The sequence below is a fragment of the Geodermatophilus sp. SYSU D00703 genome (assembly GCF_054050155.1).
On the sequence record NZ_JBJGYU010000043.1, the window covers coordinates 21,365 to 38,014 of the forward strand.

Annotated in this window: 17 protein-coding genes and 1 rRNA gene; 12 read left to right on the plus strand and 6 right to left on the minus strand. The window is 76.6% G+C overall.

What is annotated here, in order from left to right; all coding sequences use genetic code 11:
* Positions 1 to 129: 129 nt before the first annotated feature.
* The 9 genes from egtA to egtE all read left to right on the plus strand — a co-directional run bounded on the left by egtA (position 130) and on the right by egtE (position 8,742).
* A complete protein-coding gene (egtA, locus tag ACI782_RS23865; protein ID WP_456912600.1) occupies positions 130 to 1,398 on the plus strand; it encodes an ergothioneine biosynthesis glutamate--cysteine ligase EgtA in 1,269 nt (422 codons plus the stop codon).
* Entirely contained in the window at positions 1,395 to 2,711 is a 1,317-nt protein-coding gene (egtB, locus tag ACI782_RS23870) for an ergothioneine biosynthesis protein EgtB (protein WP_456912601.1), read from the plus strand. Before egtA ends, egtB begins: the two co-directional genes overlap by 4 nt.
* Complete coding sequence (egtC, locus tag ACI782_RS23875) at positions 2,711 to 3,400, plus strand: ergothioneine biosynthesis protein EgtC (RefSeq protein WP_456912602.1); 690 nt, start codon at positions 2,711 to 2,713, stop codon at positions 3,398 to 3,400. The genes egtB and egtC overlap by 1 nt, the downstream gene beginning before the upstream one ends.
* A 13-nt stretch (positions 3,401 to 3,413) precedes the next feature.
* Positions 3,414 to 4,382: an L-histidine N(alpha)-methyltransferase gene (gene egtD / locus ACI782_RS23880; RefSeq protein ID WP_456912603.1), complete on the plus strand. Its 969-nt coding sequence runs from the start codon at positions 3,414 to 3,416 to the stop codon at positions 4,380 to 4,382.
* A 213-nt stretch (positions 4,383 to 4,595) separates the two neighbouring features.
* Positions 4,596 to 5,420 carry a DUF4397 domain-containing protein gene (locus tag ACI782_RS23885; protein WP_456912604.1) on the plus strand — a complete coding sequence of 275 codons (825 nt, stop codon included), beginning with the start codon at positions 4,596 to 4,598 and terminating at the stop codon, positions 5,418 to 5,420.
* A gap of 26 nt (positions 5,421 to 5,446) precedes the next feature.
* Complete coding sequence (locus ACI782_RS23890; RefSeq protein ID WP_456912605.1) at positions 5,447 to 6,121, plus strand: class F sortase; 675 nt, start codon at positions 5,447 to 5,449, stop codon at positions 6,119 to 6,121.
* A gap of 92 nt (positions 6,122 to 6,213) precedes the next feature.
* Positions 6,214 to 6,810, plus strand: coding sequence for an RNA polymerase sigma factor (locus tag ACI782_RS23895; protein WP_456912606.1), 597 nt, complete (start codon positions 6,214 to 6,216; stop codon positions 6,808 to 6,810).
* Entirely contained in the window at positions 6,791 to 7,576 is a 786-nt protein-coding gene (locus ACI782_RS23900; RefSeq protein ID WP_456912607.1) for an anti-sigma factor, read from the plus strand. Before ACI782_RS23895 ends, ACI782_RS23900 begins: the two co-directional genes overlap by 20 nt.
* Before the next feature lie 35 nt (positions 7,577 to 7,611).
* Complete coding sequence (gene egtE / locus ACI782_RS23905; protein ID WP_456912608.1) at positions 7,612 to 8,742, plus strand: ergothioneine biosynthesis PLP-dependent enzyme EgtE; 1,131 nt, start codon at positions 7,612 to 7,614, stop codon at positions 8,740 to 8,742.
* Positions 8,743 to 8,746: 4 nt separating this feature from the next.
* On the opposite strand, the gene ACI782_RS23910 is transcribed toward egtE, so the two are convergent.
* The 5 genes from ACI782_RS23910 to ACI782_RS23930 form a co-directional block, all read right to left on the minus strand.
* Complete coding sequence (locus ACI782_RS23910) at positions 8,747 to 10,159, minus strand: 8-oxoguanine deaminase (RefSeq protein WP_456912609.1); 1,413 nt, start codon at positions 10,157 to 10,159, stop codon at positions 8,747 to 8,749.
* A gap of 32 nt (positions 10,160 to 10,191) precedes the next feature.
* Positions 10,192 to 10,485 carry a DUF4333 domain-containing protein gene (locus tag ACI782_RS23915; RefSeq protein WP_456912610.1) on the minus strand — a complete coding sequence of 98 codons (294 nt, stop codon included), beginning with the start codon at positions 10,483 to 10,485 and terminating at the stop codon, positions 10,192 to 10,194.
* Positions 10,486 to 10,619: 134 nt separating this feature from the next.
* A complete protein-coding gene (alc, locus tag ACI782_RS23920; protein WP_456912611.1) occupies positions 10,620 to 11,738 on the minus strand; it encodes an allantoicase in 1,119 nt (372 codons plus the stop codon).
* Between the two features lie 76 nt (positions 11,739 to 11,814).
* Entirely contained in the window at positions 11,815 to 13,128 is a 1,314-nt protein-coding gene (allB, locus tag ACI782_RS23925; protein ID WP_456912612.1) for an allantoinase AllB, read from the minus strand.
* Positions 13,125 to 14,273 (minus strand): epoxide hydrolase family protein, encoded by a 1,149-nt coding sequence (locus ACI782_RS23930; RefSeq protein ID WP_456912613.1) that lies wholly within the window; start codon positions 14,271 to 14,273, stop codon positions 13,125 to 13,127. Before ACI782_RS23930 ends, allB begins: the two co-directional genes overlap by 4 nt.
* A gap of 103 nt (positions 14,274 to 14,376) precedes the next feature.
* Between ACI782_RS23930 and ACI782_RS23935 the strand changes: the two genes are divergently transcribed.
* From ACI782_RS23935 to ACI782_RS23945, 3 genes are read left to right on the plus strand one after another with little or no spacing between them, the layout of a single operon-like run.
* On the plus strand, positions 14,377 to 14,739 hold the full coding sequence (locus ACI782_RS23935) for a GntR family transcriptional regulator (RefSeq protein WP_456912614.1): 363 nt from the start codon (positions 14,377 to 14,379) through the stop codon (positions 14,737 to 14,739).
* Positions 14,736 to 15,650, plus strand: a complete 915-nt coding sequence (locus tag ACI782_RS23940) for an ABC transporter ATP-binding protein (RefSeq protein WP_456912615.1) — start codon at positions 14,736 to 14,738, stop codon at positions 15,648 to 15,650. The genes ACI782_RS23935 and ACI782_RS23940 overlap by 4 nt, the downstream gene beginning before the upstream one ends.
* Positions 15,647 to 16,345: a hypothetical protein gene (locus ACI782_RS23945; RefSeq protein WP_456912616.1), complete on the plus strand. Its 699-nt coding sequence runs from the start codon at positions 15,647 to 15,649 to the stop codon at positions 16,343 to 16,345. The genes ACI782_RS23940 and ACI782_RS23945 overlap by 4 nt, the downstream gene beginning before the upstream one ends.
* Positions 16,346 to 16,526: 181 nt before the next feature.
* Here the strand turns inward: ACI782_RS23945 and rrf are convergent.
* Positions 16,527 to 16,643, minus strand: a 5S ribosomal RNA gene (gene rrf / locus ACI782_RS23950).
* Positions 16,644 to 16,650: the final 7 nt, after the last annotated feature.

Genomic DNA, 16,650 nt, shown 5'->3' on the forward strand with positions numbered 1-16,650 from the left:
CGTCCGCGGGGGTTGTCCTGTCGGTGGGGGCGTGCACGATGGTCGACGAGGACGGCCGCTGCGACGGGCCGCCCCCGCACCGACCCGCGGTCGACGTCGACCGGTCCGGACCTGGAGGGGGTGGGGCCCGTGGCCCCGGTCACCGAGGAACGCACGGCCGTCCTCGACCTGGACGGCGCCCTGGCGCGCGTCGCCGACGCGGCGCTGCGCCCCGGCCCGGTCGGCGCCGTCGGCCTGGAGCTCGAGGCGCACCTGGTCGACCTCGCCGACCCTCGCGCGCGGGTGCCGTGGTCCCGCGTCCGGCGCACCGTCGACGCGCTGCCCGCCATGCCCCGGGGCAGCCGGGTCACCGTCGAGCCCGGCGGCCAGGTGGAGCTGTCCGGGCCGCCGCTGGCCGACGCCGCCGCGGCGGTGAGCGCGCTGCGCGCCGACCGGGCGGTGCTCGCCGCGGCGCTGGCCGCAGACGGGCTGGGCGCGGCCCCTGTGGGAGCCGACCCGCTGCGTCCGCCGCGCCGGGTCAGCCCCGCCTCCCGGTACGCGGCGATGGAACAGCACTTCGCCGCCGTGGGCTGCGCCGACGCGGGGACGGCGATGATGTCGGGGACGGCGTCCCTGCAGCTCAACCTCGAGGCCGGGCCCCGCGCCGGGTGGAGCCGCCGGGTGTCGCTGGCCCACCAGGTCGGGCCGGTGCTGGTCGCCGTCTCCGCCTGCTCGCCGCTGGCGGGCGGCCGCGTCAACGGCTGGCGGTCGCACCGGCAGCGGGTGTGGGGCGATATCGACCAGGCCCGCTGCGGCCCGCTGCTGGGCGGCGCCGACCCGGCCGGCGAGTGGGCCCGGTACGCCCTCGCCGCGCCGGTCATGCTGGTGCGCGACCCGGTGTCCGGCGAGGCCGTCCCGGTGCGGGCCCGGGTGCCCTTCGCCGACTGGGTCACCGGCGCGGCCCCGCTGGGCAGCCGGCGACCCACTCCGGCCGACCTCGACTACCACCTGACCACGCTGTTCCCCCCGGTGCGGCCGCGTGGCTACCTGGAGATCCGCTACCTCGACGCCGCGCCCGAGCCGTGGTGGCCGGCGCTGGCCGCGGTGACGGCGACGCTGCTCGACGACCCGGCCGCGGCCGGGCACGCGGCGGCGGCCACCGAGCCGGTCGCCGGCGCCTGGGACCGTGCGGCCCGGCTCGGGCTGGCCGACCGGGCGCTGCACACGGCGGCCCGCGCCTGTCTCGCCGCGGCCTGCGACGCCGCCCCCGCCGCCCTGCGCCGCGAGGTGACCGCCCTGGCCGACCTCGTCGACCGCGGCCGCAGCCCCGGCGACGACCTACTCCGCACCGCCCGGGCCCGCGGCCCCGCCGCCGCCCTCCTCTCCGCCACTGTGCCCAACGCACCGGAGGCCTCATGAGCGACCTGCCCGAGACGCTCGCCCGCGAGCTGGGCGCGGCCCGGGAGCGCACGCTGCGGCTCACCGACCACGACGAGCCCGAGCTGCTGCGCCAGCACACGCCGCTGCTCAGCCCGCTGGTCTGGGACCTCGCCCACGTCGGCCAGCAGGAGGACCTCTGGCTGCTGCGCCGCGGCGACGCCACCCGTCCCGGCCTGCTCCCCGCCGACGTCGAGGCGCTCTACGACGCGTTCACGCACCCGCGCGCCGTCCGGGCCCGGCTGCCGCTGCTGCCGCCGGTGGAGGCGCGGGCCTTCTGCGGCGAGGTGCGCGGCCGGGTGCTCGACCGGCTGGACCACCTGGGGCCGGACGACGACCCGTTCGACTTCGCGATGGTCGTCAGCCACGAGCAGCAGCACGACGAGACGATGCTGCAGGCGCTCAACCTGCGCGCCGGCCCGCCGCTGCTGGGCGCCGGCACGCCGCTGCCGCCGGGCCGCCCCGGCGTGGCCGGCACCTCCGTACCGGTGCCCGGCGGGGAGTTCGTGCTCGGGGTGGACGCCGCCGACGAGCCGTTCTCGCTGGACAACGAGCGGCCGGCGCACGTCGTCGACGTCCCGGCCTTCCGGATCGGGCGGGTGCCGGTGACCAACGCCGAGTACGCCGGGTTCGTCGCCGACGGCGGCTACGCGCAGCCGCGGTGGTGGTCGCCGCGGGGGTGGGCGCACCGCGTCGAGGCCGGGCTGGAGCGGCCGCTGTCCTGGGGTCCCGCCGGCACCCGCACCCGCTTCGGGACCACCGAGGAGCTGCCCCCGGACGAACCGGTCCAGCACGTCACGTACTTCGAGGCCGAGGCGTACGCGGCCTGGGCCGGCGGCACCGGCGCGGTCGCTCCCGGCGCGCGGCTGCCCACCGAGGCGGAGTGGGAGAAGGCCGCGGTCTGGGACCCGGTCACCGGCCGGCGCCGCCGCTTCCCGTGGGGCTCGACCGAGCCGACGCCGGCGCTGGCCAACCTGGGCGGGTCCGCCCTCCGCCCCGCCCCGGTCGGGGCCTACCCGGCCGGCGCGTCGGCCTGCGGCGCGGAGCAGCTCCTGGGCGACGTCTGGGAGTGGACGTCCTCGGACTTCCTGCCCTGGCCCGGCTTCCGGCCGATGCTCTACGCCGACTACTCGGCCCCGTTCTTCGGCGGCGACTACAAGGTCCTGCGCGGCGGGTCGTGGGCGGTCGGGGCCTCGATCCTGCGGCCGAGCTTCCGCAACTGGGACCACTCGGTCCGCCGGCAGGTCTTCAGCGGGTTCCGGCTGGCGTGGTCCGCCGACACGGAGCCCGCCTGATGTGCCGCCACCTCGCCTGGCTCGGCCGGCCGCGGACGCTGGCCTCGCTCGTGCTGGAGCCGCCGTCCTCGCTGCTCGTCCAGTCCTGGGCGCCCCGCCGGCAGCGGTACGGCACGGTCAACGCCGACGGCTGGGGCGTGGGGTTCTTCGCGCCCGGCCGCGCGCAGCCGGCCCGCTGGCGCTCGTCGCGGCCGCTGTGGGCGGATCCGTCGTTCGCCTCGGTCGCGCCGGTGCTGTCGTCGGGGTGCGTGGTGGCCGCCGTCCGGTCGGCGACCGTGGGCATGCCGCTGGAGGAGAGCGCCGTCGCGCCCTTCACCGACGGCCGGTGGCTGCTGTCGCACAACGGCCGCGTGGACCGGTCGGTGCTCCCTCCGGTGCGCGACGCCGAGTCCACCGTCGACAGCGCGCTGCTGGCCGCCCTCGTCCTCGCCCGCGGCCCGGACGCGCTCGCTCCGACGGTGCTCGAGGTCGGCGCCGCCGACCCGGCCGCCCGGCTCAACCTGCTGGCCGCCGACGGCTCCCGGCTGCTGGCCACCACCTGGGGCGACACGCTCTCGGTGCTGGTCACCTCCGACGGGACGGCGCTGGCCAGCGAGCCCTGGGACGACGACCCGGCGTGGACCGACGTGCCCGACCGCTCCCTGGTCGAGGTCACCCCCGACGGCCTGACCGTGACCCCGCTCGCCTGACCCGAGGAGACCCGTGTCCCTCTCACTGACCAACCACCTCGCCCCCGACGAGGCCGCGGCCGCGCTGCGCGCCGATGCGCTGGCGGGGTTGACCGCGAACCCGAAGTCGCTGCCGCCGCGGTGGTTCTACGACGCGCGCGGCAGCGAGCTGTTCGACGAGATCACCCGCCTGCCGGAGTACTACCCGACCCGCGCCGAGCGGGCGATCCTCACCGCCCGCGCCGACGAGATCGCCGCGGCCTCCGGCGCCGACGTGCTCGTCGAACTGGGGAGCGGCACGTCGGAGAAGACCCGGCTGCTGCTCACCGCGCTGCGCCGGGCCGGCAGGCTGCGGCGGTTCGTGCCCTGCGACGTCGACCCGTCGGTGCTGCGCGCCGCGGGCGCGGCCGTGGAGGCGGAGTACCCGGGCGTCGCGGTCGAGGCGGTGGTCGGCGACTTCACCCGGCACCTGTCCGAGCTGCCCCGGTCCGGACGGCGCCTCGTGGCGTTCCTCGGCTCGACGATCGGCAACCTCGAGCCCGGCCCGCGCGCGGAGTTCCTCGCCGAGCTCGCCGGCACCCTGCGGCCGGGCGACGCCTTCCTGCTCGGCACCGACCTCGTCAAGGACGCCGACCGGCTGGTCCGCGCGTACGACGACGCGGCCGGTGTGACCGCGGAGTTCAACCGCAACGTGCTGCGGGTGCTCGACCGTGAGCTGGGCGCCGACTTCGACCCCGCCGCGTTCGAGCACGTCGCGGTGTGGGACGCCGAGGACGAGTGGATCGAGATGCGGCTGCGGTCGCGCGTCGACCAGGTGGTGCGGGTGGCCGCCCTCGACCTCGAGGTCCGGTTCGCCGCGGGTGAGGAGATGCGCACGGAGGTGTCGGCGAAGTTCCGCCGCACCGGAGTGGAGCGCGAGCTGGCCGCCGCGGGCCTGGCGATGACGCACTGGTGGACCGACCCGGACGGCGACTTCGCGCTCTCCCTGTCCGTCCCGGGCTGACCGGGCGGGGCGCCCGGACACCTGGTCTCCGCACGCTCGTGCTCTGCCCACTCAGGGAGGCAGAGCACGAGCCTGCGGGAGGACACACCTGGCTCGGGGCGACACCGGTTCGCGACGGCCGGGCTGCTGGGCTCGATGCCGTGCATCCACGCCGGGAGGGGCGGCGGAAGGACGGGGTGACAGGCACCTCCCCCTCCCGGAAGGACCCCGTCCGTGCCCAGCAGCCGCACCTCCCTCGCCATCGCCGTCGGCGGAGCCACCGGCGCCCTGCTCGCCCTCGGCGCCGCTCCCGCGCTGGCCGCCGACACCGCCACCGTGTCGGTCCTGCACGCCGTTCCCGGCACCCCGGTCGACGTCTACGCCAACGGCGAGCGACTGATCGACGACTTCCAGCCGGGCACCCTCACCGACCCGCTCCAGGTCCCGGCCGGCACCTACGACCTGGCCCTCTACCCCGCGGACGCGCCCGACGCGTCCGGGGACCCGCTGCTGTCCGCCGACGGCGTCGCCGTCCCGGCAGGGGCGAACGCGACGGTGGTGGCCCACCTGTCCGCGGACGGCGCGCCGACGCTCACGCCGTTCGTCAACGACACCTCCGCCGTCCCGGCCGGCCAGGCCCGCGTGGTCGTCCGGCACACCGCTGCGGCGCCGGCGGTCGACGTCCGGGCCGGCGGCAGCGTCGTGGCTCCCGGCCTGACCAACCCGAACGAGGCGGCCCTGACCGTCCCCGCCGGCACCGTGAGCGCCGACGTCGTCCTCGCCGGCACCGACACCGTGGCGATCGGCCCGGCCGACCTCGACCTGGCCGAGGGCGCGACCACCATCGTCTACGCCTGGGGATCGCAGGAGGCCGGCTTCTCCCTCGCCGTCCAGACCATCTCGGGGTCGCACTCCGCACCGTCCGGCGTCCCCGGCGGCTCGGCCGGCCTGGCCGACGACGACGACGGCGGCCTGCCGGTGCCGGTGACGGCGCTGTCGCTGGCCGGTCTGGTCGCCGCCGGAGTCGCCGGCCGCCGGCTGGTGGCCTCCCGGGCCTGACCGTCGACCGGGGAGGGAGACCGGTCGTGCGCACCGCCGCGGCCGTCGCCGTCCTGGGCCTGGCGCTCGCGGTCGGCGCCCCGGCCACCTGGGCGCTCACCCGGGAGCCGGCGGCGACCGGGGCGCCGGTCGAGCAGGCCCTCCCCGCACCGACCCCGTCGGTGCCGTCGCCGGCCTCCTCGGCGACGGCACCGGCGGTCCCGGCCGCTCCCGTGGCGACCCGGGACGTGGCCCCCACGCCAGCGGCCCGGCCCCCGGAGCCGGCCCGGCTGGCCGTGCCCGCCCTCGGCGTGGACACCGCCGTCGACCCGGTGGGGGTGCGGGACGACGGCCAGATGCAGCTGCCCGACGACGTCGACCGGGTCGGCTGGTACCGCTTCGGACCGGTGCCCGGCACCGACGGCGCCGCCGTCCTCGCCGGTCACGTCGACGACCGCGAGCAGGGGCTGGGGGCGCTGGCGCCGCTGCGGGAGGCCGAGGCCGGCGACGAGGTCCGGGTGACCGACGCGGCGGGCACGGTCACCCGGTGGCGGGTTGTGTCCCGGGAGCGGATCGAGAAGCGTGCCCTGCCGCTGGACCGGGTGTTCGGCCGCACCGGGCCGCCCCGCCTGGTCCTGGTCACCTGCGGCGGCCCGTTCCTGGCGGAGCTCGGCAGCTACCGGGAGAACGTGGTGGTCGTCGCGGAGCCCCTCCCGTGGTGAAGGACCTCGCTGCCCCCCGTCACTCGCAGGCTCGCGCCGGGTCCCTGCAGCGAGGCCAACGGGCCGGCTGCGGAGGGCCTAGGGTCGGGCGCGTGACCACGGACGCCGGGCCGCAGGGGGCGACCCCGGAGCCGGACGACGCCGAGGTCGGTCGCCGGTTCGCCGCCGGCGACGAGCAGGCCCTCGCCTGGGCCTACGAGCGCTTCGCCGGGCAGATCCACGGCATGGCGGTGCGCGCCTTCGGTCCGGGTCCCGACGCCGAGGACGTCACCCAGCAGACCTTCGTCTCCGCGTGGACCGGCCGCGCCGGGTACCGCCCCGACCAGGGTCCGCTGCCGGCCTGGCTGGTCGGCGTGTGCCGGCACAAGATCGCCGACACCTGGGCGCGGCGGGACCGGCAGCGCCGCACCACCGAGGCGGCCATGGCGCAGGCGCAGGCCGCGCCGGACCCCGGCGGCCCGCTGGTCGACACCACCGTCGCCGACCGCGTGCTCCTGCTCGACGAGCTCGACCAGATCGGTCAGCCGCAGCGCGGGATCATCGAGCTCGCCTTCTTCGAGGACCTCACCCACGCGCAGATCGCGGCCCGCACCGGGCTGCCGCTGGGCACCGTCAAGAGCCACATCCGGCGCACCCTCGAGCGCCTGCGCACCCGGTTGGAGGTGGACGGTGCCGCACTGCACGCCTGAACAGCTCGCCCTGGCCGCGCTCCGCGAGCCGCTGCCCGAGGCCGACGCCGCGCACCTGGAGTCCTGTGCCGAGTGCCGCGCCGAGGTGGCCTCGCTGCAGCGCGGCGTGGACGCGCTCGCCGTCCCGGAGCTGGCCGCTCCCGGGGCGCCCGTCCCCCCGCCGCCGGCCGTCTGGGCGGCGATCGCCGCGGCGACCGGGGTCGCCGTCGCCCCCCGCATGGAGTCGGCTGCCGCTCCGGCGGAGCCCGCGCCGACCGCCGCCCCGCCCCCGGCTCCCGAGCCGCCGGCACCGGTCGCCGAGCCGTCGGCACCGGTCGTCCCGCTGCCCCGCAGGCGCTCGCGCGTGCTGCTGGCGGCCGCCGCGGCGCTCGTCGTCGGGGCCGGCATCGGCGCCGGGGCCGTGGTGCTCGGAACCCGCGGCGGTGAGGGCCTCACCGTCACTGCGGCCGCCCTGGAACCGCTGGACGACAGCGGGGCGTCGGGGGAGGCCCGCGTGCTGGAGCGCAGCGACGGCAGCCTGGTGCTCGACGTCGACCTCACCGCCGCCGAGCTGGAGGACGAGTACTACGAGGTCTGGCTGCTCGACCCGGAGGTCGAGCAGCTCGTGTCGCTCGGGGTCGTGCAGGGCGGGAGCGAGGTGACTCTGGAACTGCCGCCCGGCATCGACCTCGGCGAGTACCCGATCGTCGACGTCTCGGTGGAGCCGCTGGACGGCGATCCCGCGCACTCCGGCGTCTCGGTCGCCCGCGGCACGTTCGACCGCTGACCGGGCCGGTCCCCCGGCTCGCCTAGCGTGGGACCGTGACCGAGCTCCACCCCGCCCTCGTCCACGGGGAGCTCGGCTCCTCCTGGCGCTCCGCCCGCCCCCGCCCGGCCGGGCGGCACCTGGACAGCGCCGCCTGCAGCCGGCAGAGCCACCGCGTGCTGGAGGCCGCCGCCCACCACGCCCGGCACGAGGCCGAGCTCGGCGGCTACGTGGCCGAGGCGACCGCCGAGGACCTGCTGCAGCAGGGGCGCTCGGTGATCGGCGGCCTGGTGGGCATGGCCGCGGCCGACGTCGTCTTCGTCGAGTCCGCGCAGGCCGCGCTGATCACCCTGCTCACCGGCTGGCGGCTGCCCGCGGGGTCCCGGGTGGCCTGCCTGCCCGGCGAGTACGCGCCCAACGCCGCCCAGCTGCGCGCCGCGGGGCTCGTGCTCGAGCCGCTGCCGGTCGACGACCTCGGGCGGGTCGACCTCGACGGCGTGGCCCGCCTGCTGGCCGGCGACCCGCCGCGGGTGGTCCACCTGACCCACATCGGCAGCCACCGCGGACTCGTCCAGCCGGCCGCCGAGGTGGCCGCACTCTGCCGCTCGGCCGGCGTGCCGCTCGTGCTGGACGCCGCCCAGTCGCTGGGCCACGTCGACACCGACGTGGGCGCCGACGTCGTCTACGGGACCTCCCGCAAGTGGCTGGCCGGGCCGCGGGGGGTGGGGCTGCTGTGCGCGCGGCCGGCCGTCACCGCGGAACTCGTCCCGGTGCTGCCCGCGCCGGCCGACCTGCCGCCGCTGCGGGCCTTCGAGTCCGGCGAGGCGCACGTGGCCGGGCGGGTCGGGCTGGTGCTGGCGGTGGGCGAGCACGTCGCAGCGGGGCCGGCGCGGGTCCGGGAGCGGCTGGCCGCGCTGGGGCGGGCCTCCCGCGAGGTCCTGGAGGGGGTGGCCGGCTGGCGGGTCGTCGAGCCGCTGGACGAGCCCACCGCGACCACCACGCTGCGGCCGCCGGACGGCGTCGACGTCGTCACCACCCGCGCCCGGCTGCTGACCGAGCACGGGATCGTGACGACGGCGATCGAGCCCGAGCGGGCCCCGGGCGAGATGACCGGGCCGGTGCTGCGCGTCTCCCCGCACCTGGACGCCACCGTGGAGGACCTCGACGCGCTCGCCTCCGCCCTGTGAGGTCCTAGTCGGTGGCCTGCAGGCGGGCGGACACCCGCGTGTGGACGGCGAGCTGCTCGTCGAGCGCGGGGTGCACCGGGACGCCGTCCTCCACGACCAGCCGCCCCGCGACGACGGTGTGCCGTGCCGCGACCGGGCCGCAGCGCAGCCAGGCCTCCACCGGGTCCGACAGCGCGCCGGCGAACGCGACGCCCTCCAGCGGCCACACCACCAGGTCGCCGCACGCGCCGACCGACAGCTGCCCGATCTCCCCCGCCCGGCCCAGGCAGGCCGCGCCGCCGCGGGTCGCCAGCTCCAGCGCGTCCCGCGCCGAGAAGGACCCCGCGCCGTGCCGCAGCTTGCCCTGCAGCATCGCCGTCCGGGCCTCGAGCCACAGCGACGCGGCGTCCGCGGACGCCGAGCCGTCCACGCCGAGGCCGACCGGGGCACCGGCGGACCGCAGCTCGGCCACCGGCGCCAGCCCGCTGCCCAGGATCATGTTGGACGACGGGCAGTGCGCCGCCCCCACCCGCGCGGCGCCCAGGCGCGCGACCTCGCCGGCGTCGGGCCACACCACGTGCGCGAGCCACACCCGATCGGAGAGCCAGCCGACGTCGGCGAGGTGGTCGACCGGGCGTCGGCCGAAGGTGGCCAGGCAGAAGTCGTCCTCGTCCTGCGTCTCGCAGAGGTGGGTGTGCAGCCGCACGTCGAGGGCCTCGGCCAGCTCGGCGGTCCGGCTCATCAGCGACGGCGAGACGCTGAACGGCGAGCAGGGCGCCAGCGCGATCTGCGTCATCGCCTGCGGTGAGCGGTCGTGGTGCAGCCGCACCAGGCGCTCGGAGTCGGCCAGGACCTCGTCGTCGTCCTGCACGACGGAGTCCGGGGGCAGGCCGCCGTCCTTGACCGACAGCGACATCGAGCCCCGCGTGGGCGAGAACCGGATCCCCAGGTCCCGGGCGGCCGCGACCTCTGCGGAGACCAGGTCACCGCCGCCGGCGGGGTGGACGTAGAGGTGGTCGGTGGACGTGGTGCAGCCCGACAGCGCGAGCTCGGTGAGGCCCACGTAGGCGCTGACGTAGGCCGCCTCCTCGTCCAGCCGCGCCCACAGCGGGTAGAGGGTCACCAGCCACTCGAACAGGCCGCCGGTCAGCGCGGGGGCGTAGGCGCGGGTGAGGTTCTGGTACAGGTGGTGGTGGGTGTTGACCAGGCCGGGGGTGACCAGGCAGCCGCGGGCGTCGATGCGCCGCGTGGCCGCCGGTGGCGGGTCGCCCGGATCCCCGACGCCGGTCACCACCCCGCCGGTGACCGCCACCCAGCCCCCGGCGATCTCGCGGCGGGTGCCGTCGACGGTGGCGATCAGCTCGGCGTCGTGCACGAGCAGGTCGGCGGGGTGCACGAGCAGGTCGGCGGGGTGCCCGGGCGGGTCGGCAGGGTGCACGGCCGCATCCTGCCCCGGGGCGGCGGACGGCGTCAGCCGACCGACCGGATGTCGAACGAGGCGCGCCCGTCCTCCACCGCGGTGACCGTGATCCGGTAGGTGAACTCGCGGCCGGTCTCCGGCTCGGTGGCGGTGCACTCGGTGGAGGCGTCCACCTCGGCGTCGAGGTCGCCGGGGCAGCTGACCTCCGGGCTCACCCCGGTCTCGGCCTCGAGCGCGGCGGCCACCTGCGACTCGAGCTCGTCCTGCTCGATCGACGAGCCGCAGCCGGTCAGGACCAGCGCCGCGGCGGGCACGAGCAGGGCGAGGGGGCCGGGACGGGACACGGCAGCTCCTGGGGAGAGGTCGCAGCGGGGAGCCGCACCCTATCGGGAGCGCTCCGGGGACGGGCCGGTCGCGCCCGCCCCCGGAGCAGCGGTCCGTCACATGGCGAAGGGCCCCACGACCTCCGGCACACCGGTCACGGCGGCCCGTCCAGCAGCGGCCGGACGGCCGGCGGCAGGTCGGGAGGCAGCGGGCGGGCACCCACCAGGCGGCCCGCCTCCGCAGCCGGCACGCCGGCCGCCTGCAGCGCCTCCAGCGCCTGGACGTCGGGCAGCGCCTCGAACCAGCGGCGGCCCAGGGCGGCCCGCCCGGCGGCGGTCGGCCGGCCCCACAGCCGCAGCCGGGCCATGCCGCCGTCCGGGAAGACGTCCAGCCGGACCCGGTCGACCGCCGGGCCGCCGTCGAGGACGAACCGGTGCCGGGTGTCGGGCAGCAACCGCGTCCGCGGCAGGACGACGACCTCGCCGTCCGGGCCCGTGCCGGTCAGCGACGCCGACCCCGGGGCGTTGCCCACGAACCAGGTGGTGTCCAGCTCGGCGAGCGTGACCACGCCCGCGCAGGCCAGCGCGACCTCCACCCAGTCGTGGCCGTCGTCGCGCCGCCGGCGGGTCTCCCAGCCCTCCCCCATGCTGCGGGCCGGGCCGGGCGCGAGCAGCTGCGCCGGCCGGCCGTAGAACTCGTCGCTCACCCCCGTCACCTGGCCGCCCCACTCCTGCGCGGCCAGGTCGAACGGGCCGGCGTCGACCAGCCGCGGGTCGGGGACGACGGTGCCGTGCACCCGCAGCCGCGCCACACCGCCGTCCGGGTGGATGATCAGCCGCACGTGGGTGACCCGCCGCGTCGAGTCCACCGGGAAGACGTTGGCCGTGTCCCCGGCGAGCTCCGACGGCGGCAGCAGCGGCTGCCAGTCGGCCCGGCCCAGCTCGGCGACCGTCGGGTGCCCCTCCACGGCGGCGACCTCCACCGAGGCCCGCGCCGGGTGGTTGCCGGTGAAGTGCGTGGTGTCGACGACGACCGCGGCCACGATCCCGGGTGCGCCCAGCCGGACGATCGCCCAGTCGGCGCCGGGCGCGCGACGCCGGCGGGTCTCCCAGCCGTCGTACTCCTTGCCGCGGTGCCCGAACTCGGTCCGGGCCACCGGCGGGTGCGGGAGCACCAGGTTCTCCTTGGCCGCGAAGAACTCGTCGTTGGCGGCCACGACCGCGCCACCGAGGGCGCGGGCGGCGAGGTCGGTCAGGCAGGTGGGGTCGCTCATCGGGCTCCTCGGGAATGGGGCGGCGCGCGGGTCACTCTGGCACGGCGGCACGGAGCCGTCGGCGTCCCGGCAGTCGTCAGCAGTCCCCGCGGCCGAGCAGCCGTCCGCGGGGGCTGCCGTCGGCGACCTCCCCGCCCAGCCAGGTCCGCCGCACCCGCCCCACCAGCTCCCGCCCCGCGTACGGGGTGACCGGATTGCGGTGCGCCAGCTCCTCCACGGTCCACCGCTCGTCCGGCGCGAACGCCACCAGGTCGGCGTCCCGCCCGGCCGCGATCGCGCCCTTGCCCGGCAACCCGGCCAGCCGCGCCGGAGCCGTGGACATCCAGCGCACCACCTCGGTCAGCGCGATCCCGCGCGCCCGCGCTCCCGTCCACACCGCCGGCAGCGCCACCTGGAGCGAGGCGATGCCGCCCCAGGCCAGGCCGAAGTCGCCGACGTCGAGCCGCTTGAGGTCCGGCGTGCACGGCGAGTGGTCGCTCACCACCAGGTCGACCTCGCCGTCGGCGAGCCCGGCCCACAGCGCCTCGCGGTGCCGGGTCCCCCGGATCGGCGGGCAGCACTTGTAGGCGGTGTCCCCGTCGGGGACCTCCTCGGCGGCGAAGGTCAGGTAGTGCGGGCAGGTCTCCACGGTGACCCGGACGCCGTCGGCCCGCGCGCGGCGCAGCACCGGCAGCGCGTCGGCGTCGGCCAGGTGGACGACGTGCACGCGCGCGCCGGTGTCCCGGGCCGCCGCCACCAGCCCGGTGATCGCCGACTCCTCGGCCGCCTCCGGCCGCGAGGCCAGGAACGCCGCGTAGCTCGACCCCCGCGGCTCCGGCGCCGCGGCGATCACCCCGGGGTCCTCGGCGTGGGCGATGAGCAGCGCGTCGACGCCGGCCAGCTCGGTGAGGGCGGCGCGCAGGCCGGCGTCGTCCAGCGGCGGGAACTCGGGGACGCCGGAGTCGAGCAGGAAGCACTTGAACCCGACGACCCCGGCCTCGTGCAGCGGCCGCAACTGGTGGAGGTTCCCGGGCACCGCGCCGCCCCAGAACGCGACGTCGACGGCGACCTGACCCGCCGCGGCCTGCCGTTTCACGTGCAACGCCTCGACGCTGACCGTGGGCGGGACCGAGTTCAGCGGCATGTCGACGACCGTGGTGACCCCGCCGGCCACCGCGGCGCGGGTGGCGGTGGCGAACCCCTCCCACTCGGTGCGGCCGGGCTCGTTGACGTGCACGTGGCTGTCGACCAGCCCTGGGAGGAGCACCTCGTCGTCGGCGAGGGTGACCGCGCTGGGCGGCGCGTCGGCGAAGTCGGTGACCGCGGCGATGCGGCCGTCCTCGGTGTGGACGGCGGCGGCGCGCTGCCCCTCCGGCGTGATGACCCGGCGCGCGCGGACGACCAGGCTCATGCCCCGGCGGCCTCGCGCAGCGGGCGGAAGAACTCGCGGACGTCGTCCACCAGGGGCCCCGGCTGTTCCATCGCGGCGAAGTGGCCGCCCCGGTCGTGCTCGTGCCAGAGCCGCAGGTCGGGGAACTGCCGCTGCACCCACTCCCGGGGCGGCTGGAAGATCTCGTGCGGGAAGAGCGAGACGCCGGTGGGCACCGACACCTGCGGCGTACGCTCGCCCGGCGCCTGGGCCATCTCCCAGTACATGCGCGCCGACGACGTCGCCGAGGCCGTGAACCAGTAGGTCGAGACGTGGTCGAGGACCCGGTCGGCGCCCAGGGTGGCGACCGGGTCACCGGCACAGTCGGCCCAGGCGGCGAACTTCTCCAGGATCCAGGCGCACTGGCCCACCGGCGAGTCGGTCAGCCCGTAGCCGAGGGTCTGCGGCCGGGTGCGCTGCTGCTGGTTGTAGGCGGCGCCCTCGGCCCGGAAGCGCCGCTCCCGGTCCAGCGCCCGCTGCTCCCGCTCGGTGAACTCCGTGCGCCCCTCCGGCGGGCCGGTGACCACCATGTTCAGGTGGATCCCGGCGACCCGGTCGGGGTGCCGCGCGGCCAGGTTGGCCGAGACGAACGACCCGATGTCCCCGCCCTGGGCGCCGAACCGCGCGTACCCGAGCCGGGACATCACCTCAGCCCAGGCGTCGGCCGTGCGGCCCAGGCCCCACCCGGGGGACGTCGGCTTGCCGCTCCACCCGAACCCGGGCAGCGAGGGGACGACGACGTCGAAGGCGTCCCGGGGGTCCTCGGGGTCGGTGAGCGGCCCGAGGACGTCGAGGAACTCGGCGACCGACCCGGGCCAGCCGTGGGTCAGCACCAGCGGCAGCGCGCCCTGGTGCGGGGAGCGGACGTGCAGGAAGTGGACGGGCAGGCCGTCGACCTCGGTGACGAACTGGGGGACGGCGTTGAACCGCTCCTGCCGGGCCCACCAGTCGTAGCCGGCGGCCCAGTACGCACACACGTCGCGCAGGTAGGCCAGCGGCACGCCCTGCGACCAGTCGTCGACCGTCACCGAGTCGCTCCAGCGGGTGTTGCGCAGCCGCCGCCGGAGGTCCGCCACCGCCTCGACGGAGACGTCCACCGCGAAGGGCCTGATCACGTCGGCGTCCACCCGGCTCACCGTAGTGGGCTTGCGCACGGCGGCGCGCCACTTCTATGGTCCATTACATGAGTAATGAACCAAGGCGCCTCGGGGGCTCCCTCCGGGACCCGGTGTGAACGAGGACGGCGGCCCGATCTTCCGCCAGGTCGCCGCGCAGATCGAGAACGCCGTCGTCGACGGCTCCCTCCCCGAGGAGAGCCAGGCGCCCTCCTCGAACGAGCTGGCCGCCTTCCACCGCATCAACCCCGCCACCGCCGCCAAGGGCCTGAACCAGCTGGTGGCCAACGGGGTCCTCTACAAGAGACGAGGAGTCGGGATGTTCGTCGCCCCGGGCGCACGCGAGCAGCTGCTGAAGCGGCGGCGCAGCGAGTTCGCCGACCAGTACGTCCGCCCGCTGATGGCCGAGGCGCACAAGCTCGGCATCTCCACCCGGGAGCTCAGCGCGATGATCGACCGCTGGGAGGAGGCCCGGTGAGCGCGGCGGCCACCGTCACCGACGCGACCATGCGCTTCCGGGAGCACACCGCCCTCGACAGCGTCAGCACCACGATCGAGGCCGACAGCATCACCGGCCTGCTGGGCCGCAACGGCGCCGGCAAGACCACCCTCATGCAGCTGCTCACCGGGCACCGCCGGCCGACCAGCGGGCAGGTGCGGGTCCTCGGGGGTGACCCGTACGAGAACGACGCCGTGCTGAGCCGGATCTGCTTCATCAAGGAGGGCCAGCGCTACCCCGACCACTTCCGGGTCCGGGACGCGCTCGCCTCGGCCGCGATGCTCTTCCCGGGGTGGGACGGCGACCTGGCGGCCGCCCTCGTGCGCGACTTCGACCTCCCGCCGAAGCGGCCAGTCAAGAAGCTCTCCCGCGGCATGAACTCCGCGGTGGGCATCGTCATCGGCCTGGCCTCGCGGGCACCGGTCACGCTGTTCGACGAGCCCTGCCTGGGCCTGGACGCCGTCGCCCGGCAGCTGTTCTACGACCGCCTGCTGGCCGACTACGCCGAGCACCCGCGCACCGTCGTCCTGTCGACGCACCTCATCGAGGAGATCGCCAGCCTGCTCGAGCGGGTCCTGCTCATCGACCGCGGCCGGGTGCTGCTGGACGCCGACGCCGAGTCGCTGCGCGGCACCGCACTCACGGTCACGGGGACGCGCGCCGAGGTGGACGCCTTCGCCGCCGGGCACGAGGTCCTGCACGTCGAGTCCATCGGCGGGCACAGCCGGGCCGTCGTCCGGCTGCGGCCCGGTACGGACGCCGACGACGCCGCCGCGGCCGGTCTGTCCTGGGAGGCCACCAACCTCCAGCAACTGGTCGTGGCCATGAGTCTGCAGCCGGCCCAGGACCGCGCGGCCGTCCCGTCCGACCTCGAGGAGGCCTCCCGGTGAACCGAGTCCTGTCCGCCGCCCGCCTGCACCTGGTGCACCCCCTGGTCGTCTTCGGGGTGCCGTGGATGGTCGGGACGATCAGCTTCGTCATCAACTGGGCGATCTGGGCGCTGGCCGACGTCGCCGAGCACGACCCCAACAACTTCACCGGCGGGGTCTCGGCGCTCTACATCACCGTGTGCGTCGTGTTCGTGCAGGCGCTCACGCAGATGCTGCCCTTCGCGATGGGCATCAGCCTCAGCCGGCGCGCCTACTGGCTCGGCACGGCTCTGGTCGGCCTCGTGTCGGCTCTCGGCTACGGCGTCGCCCTGGCGGTCCTCAACGAGATCGGGCAGGCAACCGGCGGCTGGGGCGTGGACCTCAACTTCTGGGTGCCCACGCCGCTGCTGGCGGACGACTTCGTCCTGCAGGTGCTCTACTCCGGCGGCCCGATGCTCGCGCTCGTCTTCGTGGGCATCGCGATCGGCGTGGTGTTCAAGCGCTGGGGGCCCAACGGGCTGTGGGCGCTCGTTCTCCTGAGCGTCGTCGTCATCGGCGGCCTCGCCGTCCTCGCGACCGGCCTGAGCGCGTGGGGCGATGTCTGGATCTGGCTGACCGACCGGTCGGCCCTGACCCTCACCCTCGGTATCCCCGCGGCCATAGCGGCCGTCGTCGCCGCGGCATCCTTCGCCGGCCTCCGACGGGTCGTGCCGTGACCTCACGGTCCGTCCGACCTCCCCGGATCGTCGGCCCCTTCGTCACGTGACGGAGGGGCCGACGCACGTGCTCCTCGGCCACGTCGACCGCTCGTGCCACACGGCTCGGCCTGTCGACACGGCGGAACGGGAAATGCGACAGGGGCCCCGGCGGTTGCTGGGGCCCCTGTCGGGAGGTGTTGTCCGGCGGCGTCCTACTCTCCCACCCCGTCGCCGGGGCAGTACCATCGGCGCTGAGAGGCTTAGCTTCCGGGTTCGGAATGGATCCGGGCGTTTCCCTCTCGCCATGGCCGCCGTAACGCTGT